Below are 9,674 nucleotides of genomic sequence, written 5' to 3' on the forward strand. Positions count from 1 at the left end.
TCTCCATGTTATCTCTAGTTGTGTTTCTTAATTATACAAAAAAGTACCCTATTGGTAGACTTTTTTTGGTGTCTACTTAATAGGGTACATTGTATATAAAAGACGGGTCTTTTTTTAAGATTCTTCACATAAGTCCATGTTCGTTTAAAATGTATTTCCCTTGCCTCTATCCTAAGGATATATCTGAAAATTGGCTTGATGGGCATGCGTTAGGACTCCTAATTGATATTATTCCCCTCAATTTGTTATAATGAAGTGTTTTTAACATTATTGAGGGGGAACATTTTTTATGTCAATCGAAGTAGGCAGTAAGGTACAAGGTAAAGTAACAGGCATCACTAATTTTGGAGCATTCGTAGAATTACCGGGAGGCTCAACAGGTCTTGTGCATATCAGCGAGGTAGCGGATAGCTATGTAAAAGACATTAATGACCATCTCAAAGTAGGCGACCAGATTGAAGTAAAAGTGATTAGTGAGAAAGACGGCAAAACTGCCTTGTCCATCAAAAAAGCTATAGATAGACCCGAAGGACAAACCTCTTCTTATTCCCAACGTCCACCACGCCAGGGAAGAATCGACAGCCGTTCCAAAGACTTCCGTTCAAAAAGCAATTTCCAACCAAAGGAAAGTTTCGAAGATAAAATGGCTCGTTTTTTAAAGACTAGTGAAGAGAATTTATCCACCCTCAAACGTAGCACCGAAACAAAACGGGGCGGTAGAGGCGGAAGACGCGGATAACCTGCTTCATTTTTTAATGCTTCATCATTATAGATAAAGGCAAGCCTGTAAACTGGCTTGCCTTCTTTAAGGTAACTCGAACCGCTTTAGTTCATTAAGACATAAAAAAACAATTGTTTTTTATAATCAATATTTTAGAGAATACGTCTCAAAAACGACCGTTTTTAGGCATAAAAGTTCATTTGTCTTAGTATATAAAATCCGCATTTTGCCGTCAGGACTCTTTCAACAAACGGGCAGGTCTGGTAAACCAGCGCTCTTGCAAAATGAACTGCCCCGTAATTGTTAGACACAACTAACGATTACGGGGTGTTTTTTATGACCAAGCCTTTTTTAAGAGCTTCACACCAAGCTGGATTTCATCACAAGAAAGATTACTAAAACCAAGTTTAATAATTGGTTTATCAGTATTATTTTTAATGAAGTAGAGTGAGGTAGGATACACTTTAACACCATAAAAGGAAGCTTGCCCGATTAGCCATTCTTCTGAACGCTTCAGGTGTACTTTAACTAATAAGTACACACCAGACTGCTCGCCAATAATGGATATATTTTGATCGAATTGCTTTTTTAATACTGATACTAAGTGCTGCATTTTTCGTTTATAAACAAGACGCATACGTTTAATATGGCGATTCCATTCCCCATCTTCCATAAATTTAGCCATCGTGAGTTGGCTAAGAAGTGAAGTGGTACTCTCGAAATGAAGAAATTGATTTTTATAACGGTTTAAAAGTGACTGTGGCAACACCATATAGCTTAAACGAATTCCTGGAAGAAAGGACTTTGAGAAATTTCCTAGATAAATGACTCTTGCTGAATCAATGGAAGCGAGAGCTGGAAATGGTTGTTGCGTATAGCGAAATTCACTATCATAATCATCTTCGATAATATATCCTTGCATCTTGTTAGCCCAATGAATAAGCGTTTGCCGTTGTTGAATGGACATACTTACCCCATATGGACTGTGATGGGAAGGTGTTACATAGATTAATCGTGATTTCATTTGTTCTAATTGTGAAAAATCAGCACCTGCTTCATAAACTGGTAAAGTTTCAATCGTAAAACGATGGAATTGAAAAGCTTCCCTAGCGCCATCATATCCAGGGTCCTCTACTGTAATGCTTGGAAAATCATTCTTCAGTATATGCCCAAGATTGATAAGCATTTGTTGGGTACTACTGCCGATAATAATGGCATTTGCATCTGTTTTCACCCCACGAGATTGGAGTAAGTATGTGGCAATTTGTTCACGTAGGCACACTTCACCAAAGGGTTCCCCGTATCGAAAGCTCTCCTGTAACGTTAATACTTGATTGGCAATTCTCCTCCAGATTTTTAAAGGGAAGTGCGTTTGATCTACGGCGCCGGCTCGGAAATCAATGAGGGTAGGTGTCACCGACTCTGTTTGCTTTTTATTATAAGGGATTAACGCTTCTTGGGATAAAAGCGGCTCTAATTCATTTACAAAATAACCTTTTCGTCCTTCTCCGCGAATATAGCCTTCAGCTACAAGTTGATCATAAGCCATTAATGTCGTATTGCGACTTACTTGAAGGGAGTCTGCAAGATGACGAATGGAGGGCAATTGTTCATCAGCAAGTATGTCACCCCGTTCAATAAATAACTTAAACTGCTCGTATATTTGTTTGTATTTAGGGGAGCTATCCTTAAATGCAAAAATGGTATTTTTCATTTATAACCTCCTTTGACATGTTTGTTTGTTCGAAATTGTACCTTTTTAAATGTCAGATTGTATAATAATATATCTTATATTAGTTGACAAACATTTTCAAATACATTAATAACTTAGGAGGAATTATATGTATATTCCAGAGCACTTTAAAATTATTGATGAAGAAATGATTTATGACATTATTAAAGAAAATGGTTTTGCTACGCTATTTGCTCAACATCAAGGCCATCCAAACGCAACCCACATACCCTTAACCTTGGATAAAGAAAAAGGATACTTGTATGGCCATTTTGCACGACCCAATGAGCAGTGGAAAGATATAGAAAAACAAGAGATACTTGCAGTTTTTCATGGTCCACATTGCTATATTTCTCCTTCTTGGTATGAAACAGACAGAGCTGTTCCCACATGGAATTATGTAGCTGTTCATGTATACGGACAGGTTGAGATTATAGACGGTGAAGAATTGGTGGATTCTTTACGTGATATGGTATTGAAATATGAAAACCCAAACAGTTCATATAAATTCGACCAAGTCGATTCTCGTTTTATGGAAGGGATGACTAAAGGGATTGTAGGATTCAGAATTAAAATCAATAAAATTGAAGGTAAGGCAAAGTTGAGTCAAAACCACTCAGTTGATCGACTAGAACTTGTTATTCAACAATTAGAACAATCTGGAAGTGAAGATGATCACAAAATTGCATGCCTTATGAAAGAAAACCTTAGGAAAAAATCTTAATAGTGTAAATGTTCTCTTTTATTAACACAGTGGAAGTTAATGAGGGATCTCCATTAATTTTCAGACCGTCAATTTATTCATTAGGTCAGAGATACAGTGTTGATGGTATTTTGAAATATTGTAATATCAGTAATTTTGCTTTAAGACACTATATATTATTGATTTCTAATTAACATAAAGCGAATTCTAGGTACAAAAAAGACTACATCTCTTAAGATATAGTCTTTTTCTTCATTATAAAAAATAAATTGAAGCAGTAATTGCTAAAGAAACAACTCCAATCAATCTAAAAGATGTAGCTATTTAAATAGCTTTATTATCTTTATACACTTACCAGCCGATGCTAAAAGAGCAGAAAGTTATTTGGAGTAATATAATTTTTTCTGCTGTCAATAAAGGCAATACAGCGCGCCAGCTGGTCTACTCCTGGTTTAATCTGACTCTCGTTAACTTGAGAAATGCTTAATCGAAGCAGATTTTCTTTCTTGTATTCTGGCAGGAACATTCTGGATGCATCATCAACATAAATATTCTTCTCTCTTAGCAAATTAACTACTTGTTTTGCTGTCACGGTCTCTGGAAGAAATACGGATAGATAGAATCCTGAAGTTGGTTTAGAAAAATGAGTATTGGCCGGCAGCAATAATTCACATGCTTCCTGAAGAAGTTTCATTTTTTTATGATATACCCCTTTTATTCTCTTGATATGGCCGTTAAGCATCCCGCTTTTTAAATAGATCTCTAGTGCCCCTTGAGAAAGTACAGAGCTGTTAAAATCTGCACTAAATTTATATCGTAAAAAATTGTTGATCATTAATTTCGGAAGAACTACAACAGCAATCCTTAAACCGGGGAGAAAAATTTTAGAAAAGCTTTTAATATAAATAACCCTTCCGGAAGGATCGTAGGAGAATAATGGGTCTGATTTTAAATTTGGGTCAAGGTCCCCTAAAAAGTCATCTTCAACTAGATACACATCGTATTTTTCAGCTAATTCAACGATCCTCTTTTTTTCATTATTCGTGTAGCTATGTCCAAGTGGGTTTTGAAATCTCGGAACAATATAGAAAAATTTAATATCGTTATTTCGAAACATATACTCTAGACGATCGAGATCAATCCCTTCCGTGGATAAATCAATCCCAAAAGTAGTAGCCTGATGAAGGTTGGCTGACTCAATAAAACCAAAATAAGTAGGTTGTTCGATTAGAATATTGTTTTTTCCATTTGGAAATGGCATGGAAACTAACAAATTAAGGGCTTGCTGAGATCCAGACACAACAAATAACCTTTCAGGATCGGTAAACACTTGTAAATTTTGCAAATATTTCACCAATTGAACTCGTAATGAGTAAAGTCCTTGCTGGTCAGAATAAGTAAATAATTCTTCTTTATATGTATCAATCGCTTGATTGATACAATGCTGAAATTCAATGTAAGGCATTACGTCTTTATCTGGACCAGCAGACAAGAAATCAATAGCATTATTTTTATTTTCAGGGTTTTGAAATTCATTCACAACATAATAGCCGCTTTTAGGAACAGAATAAATTAAATGCTCTTTTTCCAGTTCATTATATGCTTTAATTACCGTGTTTTTGTTGCAAGAGAACTTTTCAGACAATTGACGCACTGAAGGAAGTTTACTGCCTGCTACCAGTGATCCATTTGCTAGCTGATCTTTAATTTCTTCAATAATCCCAATATATTTTGCATTCATGTTAATTCCCCTTCTTCTGTACCAGGACAGATGAACAAAAATTTTATTTATTTTCACAGTAGCTCCTATTAATATTCTAATTGTACCAGCACAGATTTTCAATAAAGAAGACACTCAAAAAAGCCTTGTTTACAGAGGATAACACTAATTTATCGAAACAGGTACAGAGTTGACACAAAAAAATAAAAAGTTAGGAGCTGAATATGATGCAAGTAGAAAGAAAAGAAAAATTGGGATTACTGTTGGGGTTGATAGGAGTCATATGTTTTAGCTTCACTCTCCCTGCAACACGTATAGCAGTGGCGTATTTAGGAGCTACGGTCGTCGGTTTAGGAAGAACAATCATTGCCTCTATTTTAGTTACTATTGTATTGATTGTCAGAAAAGAAAAGCGGCCCTCTGTCCGCCAATTCAAGAGTCTGATTATTGTCTCTCTCGGTGCTGTTTTAGGATTTCCTTTACTCACTTCGTGGGCAATGGAAAGTCTGCCTGTTTCCCATGGAGCTGTAGAATTAGCGCTTTTACCATTAGCTACAGCAGGATTTGCCATTATTAGAGCAGGTGAAGTCCCTTCTCTTAAATTTTGGGTTTCAAGTATAATCGGTTCTTTGGCAGTTATTATCTATGCTGTCCACCTTGGGCTTGGCCAATTGCAATATACAGATCTAGCCTTGCTGGCAGCCGTGTTTATGCTCGGGCTTAGTTATGCAGAAGGCGGCAAGTTAGCTCAAGAATTAGGCAGCTGGCAAGTGATTGCTTGGGCATTAATTATCACTGCTCCATTTTTCATTGTTCCAGTCTTTTTAAACGTTACTGGCGAGATGCTTCATGCGCCTTTAAAAGCCTGGATTAGTTTTATTTATCTGGCTGTAGTTAGTCAATTTCTAGCGTATGTAGCCTGGTATAGTGGAATGGCTATGGGAGGGATCTCAAGAGTTAGTCAGATTCAATATCTACAACCATTTTTAATGATTATATTTGCAGCTTTATTTCTGAATGAATCCATAACATTATTCACTGTCCTAATAGCTGTAATTGTTGTGTTTTCCGTTATATTTGGCAAGAATGCTACGGTGACAAAAAAAAGATCTGCATCAGTAAAACAATAACCGCTTTGTCAATCGGGATAGCTATATTAGATTATTTAGATGCCATTTTATCAGTTCCCGCTTGGCAATAGCTTGAACTGCTTCAAAATTACAGCTGCAATCGAAGTCATTATTCATCTTGCTTTCTATGAAGGCTGGCCAAAGGTGTCATCTGTGTTTACAGTAGCTAAAGAAATTTTATCGCATTGAAGAAGCAAAAATAGAAAGAGAACTTTATATTCTTGTAATTTAGCAATGTTATATATGTTTAACTAATAAAATTATTAGTATTTCAAGATGACGAGTTCCAAATGATTGATAAGAAATGATTTTTACTTTGCACTCCTCAAATATCCATCTTCTTATAATATCTTAATAATCAGGAGGCAAAAAAGATGTTTTTAAAGGAAAAAGACCTAGAAATACTTAAAAAAAACGGAAGACTATCAATTGAGACTCTTGCTAAAATGGTAAATATGTCTGAAATTGCTTATTTTGTATCAAACCAACTAGCTACCTTAGATTCAGTGATTTCAACAACAACACACTTTATTATGAAAAAGTATAAGCATGATGGAACTATCTATGAACAAGATAAAAGTGATAAAAGAATCGTGGTGTCTCCATGATGAATAATTTTATAGCAACAACTGCTCAACACTTGAATCCATCAGGGATTCGTCGTTTTTTTAATTTGGCAGATGGAGTAGAAGACGTAATTTCATTAGGAGTTGGTGAACCAGATTTTGTCACTTCATGGGCAGTACGTGAAGCATCTATTGTATCATTAGAAAAAGGATATACATCATACACACCAAATGCAGGACTTTTAGAATTAAGAAAAGAAATTGCTCATTATATGGAACAGAAATTTAAGGTTTGCTATAAACCAGAAAATGAAATCATCGTAACTGTCGGAGCAAGTCAAGCATTAGATATCGCTTTGAGAACTATTCTAAATCCTGGTGATGAAGTTATTATTGTAGAACCTACATTTGTAACGTATGCACCTTTGGTAGAAATGGCAGGGGGTGTTCCAATTGCTGTTCAAACAAAGAGTGAGAATGAATTTAAGATCCAATCGGAACAGATTGAAGAAGCTATGAAACGAATTAGTCGATTTGTATCTACATTTAAATAATTAGTAAAAAACAGTTTAAATTTGTCTATTTTTAAAAAGAAAAATACATTGATAAGAACTTGGGGTCATGTAGAATGGGCTTCACAGGAACCAGATGTTCTTCTACGTTGGATACTAGTCTACAGCAATTCCATCAATATATTATGACAGATGATAACTTTTTTATTTCTACTCTTTACAATAGATAAACTTATCTTTCGCATATTTTTACATTAATAGATAACTTGTCTACACAATCAGACAAGCTGTGCATATACTAATATTGGGAATCGCCTCCTAGTAATATTTGTTGAATGAAGAGCAGGGTCTCACCCCGCCTTGCTTTTCATTACATACGCAATACCTATACTAAAAAGCTGTCCTGATGGGTGGCTTTTCTGTTTACATAATGCAGGTTATCAGGGTAGTAACAGTGAAGCTGATACCACAAGAAATTCCCTTTGGACAAACTGAAGTATTTATTTACAATAAGATGTTTAAGTTTAAAGTTTAAGTTTTTAAACTAGCAAACTTGATATTTCACAGTTTCATAGATGTATTCTTTCTCCCCTTAAAGGTATCCCTTTATTGCAGCTACACTCGTATTGGATCAAATAAGTAGAAAAAAACCCCTGTGGTTTAGGGGCTTTTTAAGGTAAGAATTATGAGTTATTTTATATTATGTCTAATCTTATAAAAAGATTGGACATTAGCTATTTTTTTATAAATCTATTAAAAATATTAATAAAAAAAGCGGCTGTATTTTTACAGCCACCTTTTTTTTATTAATGATGTTATCCAACAGAAACAGCATTAATACTTTTTACTGAAATATGCACAAGACCAGGAAAACCATTAAAATCAGTCAGAATTACTGTACCATTTTGAAACCCTTGAAAAACACCACTTGCAGGTCTCTGATCATCAAATTGTAAAACAACTCGAGTTCCTGGACTTAATCTTCTAAGGAATCGTACAACGTTATTAGTTCTACGACTTCTGAAAGTTCTAACACTTCTACGACTTCTATGAGTTCTACGGCTTCTACGACTTCTATGGCAAAAGTCATCAAAACATCCAAATCCAAATCCCATTACCTCACCCCCTTAACTAACTAGTACATTCTATGCTTGTTTTATAGATAAGGTATAGGTAAAAACAACAAATAAAAAATTATTTTTGATGTATCAAATTGGACATTAACTATTTTTTATAAATCTATTAAAAATATTAAGAAAAAAGCAGTTGTATTTTTTATACAACCGCTTTTTTTATGTGTAAATCTAACGACATTTAGAAGATCCAGCAACAGAAACAGCATTGATACTCTTTACTTTGATACGGACAAGACCAGGGAAACCATCAAAATTAGTCAGAATTACTGTACCATTTTCAAACCCTTGAAATGTACCCGTTGCAGGTCGGCGATCATCGAATTGTAAAACAACACAAGTTCCTGGACTTAATCTTTTAAGGAATCCTACAATACCATTACTTCTAAGATTTCTAAAGCTTCTATGACTTATATGACTTCTGAAAGTTCTAGCACTTCTACGACTTCTATGGGAAAAGCCGCTAAAACATCCACATCCCATTACCTCACCCCCTTAACTAGCTAGTACATCTTATGCTTGTTTAATAGATAAGGTATAGGTGAAAACAATGAATAAGAGAATTATATTTGGATATGAGATAGATTCATAGACACTGGATATGCATCAGTAACGCACCCGTTATTTTAAGTACATTTATTCACAATCTCATCTGGTATTGTACATTTTGCGGGTCATTGGTTAGGAGGTCACGAATTTTTTTAGCCACACAGAGTTCAGCGTAAACTCCTTGTGGAATGGTAGGTTCAGCATATCTACACTAGCATAGTTACATTTTGTAAATCATTAACTTTCTCCATTTAGCCTCCTAGGGTGAAGTAAAGCAAATTGCTGGGCTAGAAACGATGGAGTATACGGCATGTCGTTTTGGAGCCAAGAAATAATCGTACCTATTAAAGCTGAAGCTTCATACCATATCAAAATGTCTTTTTTTACAATTTCAGTAATAATACGGGATGATCTTTCGCTTTCATCTATCCTAGTAACTATCATGTCCCTTATAAACATTGATAGACGGTCTCTAAAGATTGGGACTTTCTTAGAAGCCAGAATGCTCTTATAAAAATTTGCATGTTCAGCTATATGTTCAAGTAAATTTTCAATTATTTTCCAACCGCTCTCTTCAAGGGATGTCTGGTCCGTTGGTGCATTATTAAAAATCGTTGAAATGTCCTCAATCATATCGTCTGCCATCTTTTCCAACATATCTGGAATATCACGATAATGTAGATAAAAGGTAACTCGATTGATGGTTGCTCGCTCTGCCAATCGATTAACAGTTATTTTTTGGAGATCCATTTCCTCAAGTAATTCAACAAAGGCATCTTTAATTAATTGTCGTGTACGGAGTATGCGAGGGTCTGTGTGCGGCTTTTTCTTTTCCATCATATCCTCTTTCCTTTCTTATTAAATAGTAAGCTACACTTCAAAGAGTTACGTCGTATTTCTTCCAGATA

9 protein-coding genes and 2 pseudogenes are annotated in these 9,674 nt (G+C 35.1%); 6 read left to right on the forward strand and 5 right to left on the reverse strand.

From position 1 onward, the window contains the following. The first annotated feature begins 289 nt into the window (after positions 1–289). The gene (locus tag H540_RS0120155) at positions 290–739 is read left to right on the forward strand and encodes a S1 domain-containing RNA-binding protein (RefSeq protein ID WP_028402130.1); all 450 of its coding nucleotides are present in this window, start codon (positions 290–292) and stop codon (positions 737–739) included. Between the two features lie 316 nt (positions 740–1,055). On the opposite strand, the gene pdxR is transcribed toward H540_RS0120155, so the two are convergent. Further along, positions 1,056–2,435 carry a MocR-like pyridoxine biosynthesis transcription factor PdxR gene (gene pdxR, locus H540_RS0120160; protein ID WP_028402131.1) on the reverse strand — a complete coding sequence of 460 codons (1,380 nt, stop codon included), beginning with the start codon at positions 2,433–2,435 and terminating at the stop codon, positions 1,056–1,058. 127 nt (positions 2,436–2,562) lie between these two features. On the opposite strand from pdxR, the gene H540_RS0120165 reads away from it, so the two are divergent. Beyond that, entirely contained in the window at positions 2,563–3,177 is a 615-nt protein-coding gene (locus tag H540_RS0120165; RefSeq protein WP_028402132.1) for an FMN-binding negative transcriptional regulator, read from the forward strand. Positions 3,178–3,520: 343 nt separating this feature from the next. Here the strand turns inward: H540_RS0120165 and H540_RS0120170 are convergent, their stop codons facing one another. Beyond that, positions 3,521–4,897, reverse strand: a complete 1,377-nt coding sequence (locus tag H540_RS0120170; RefSeq protein ID WP_028402133.1) for an aminotransferase-like domain-containing protein — start codon at positions 4,895–4,897, stop codon at positions 3,521–3,523. Positions 4,898–5,103: 206 nt separating this feature from the next. On the opposite strand from H540_RS0120170, the gene H540_RS0120175 reads away from it, so the two are divergent. The 4 genes and pseudogenes from H540_RS0120175 to H540_RS30395 form a co-directional block, all read left to right on the forward strand. After that, positions 5,104–6,006, forward strand: coding sequence for a DMT family transporter (locus H540_RS0120175; protein ID WP_028402134.1), 903 nt, complete (start codon positions 5,104–5,106; stop codon positions 6,004–6,006). Positions 6,007–6,045: 39 nt separating this feature from the next. Further along, entirely contained in the window at positions 6,046–6,195 is a 150-nt protein-coding gene (locus H540_RS33460) for a carboxymuconolactone decarboxylase family protein (RefSeq protein ID WP_155891092.1), read from the forward strand. A 263-nt stretch (positions 6,196–6,458) separates the two neighbouring features. Next, positions 6,459–6,614, forward strand: a pseudogene (locus H540_RS30390) (Lrp/AsnC family transcriptional regulator); the annotation flags it as partial. Next, positions 6,611–7,111: pseudogene (locus H540_RS30395) on the forward strand (aminotransferase class I/II-fold pyridoxal phosphate-dependent enzyme); the annotation flags it as partial. The pseudogenes H540_RS30390 and H540_RS30395, both read left to right, overlap by 4 nt. Positions 7,112–7,899: 788 nt before the next feature. On the opposite strand, the gene H540_RS33465 reads toward H540_RS30395, so the two are convergent. The 3 genes from H540_RS33465 to H540_RS0120200 form a co-directional block, all read right to left on the reverse strand. Next, positions 7,900–8,199: a hypothetical protein gene (locus H540_RS33465; protein ID WP_155891094.1), complete on the reverse strand. Its 300-nt coding sequence runs from the start codon at positions 8,197–8,199 to the stop codon at positions 7,900–7,902. Positions 8,200–8,388: 189 nt separating this feature from the next. Next, a complete protein-coding gene (locus H540_RS30400; protein WP_051317214.1) occupies positions 8,389–8,700 on the reverse strand; it encodes a hypothetical protein in 312 nt (103 codons plus the stop codon). A gap of 303 nt (positions 8,701–9,003) precedes the next feature. Beyond that, the gene (locus H540_RS0120200; protein WP_028402135.1) at positions 9,004–9,606 is read right to left on the reverse strand and encodes a TetR/AcrR family transcriptional regulator C-terminal domain-containing protein; all 603 of its coding nucleotides are present in this window, start codon (positions 9,604–9,606) and stop codon (positions 9,004–9,006) included. Between the last annotated feature and the right edge of the window lie 68 nt (positions 9,607–9,674).

Origin of the sequence: Ectobacillus panaciterrae DSM 19096 (assembly GCF_000430785.1) — a bacterium.
Lineage (GTDB): Bacteria > Bacillota > Bacilli > Bacillales > Bacillaceae_G > Ectobacillus > Ectobacillus panaciterrae.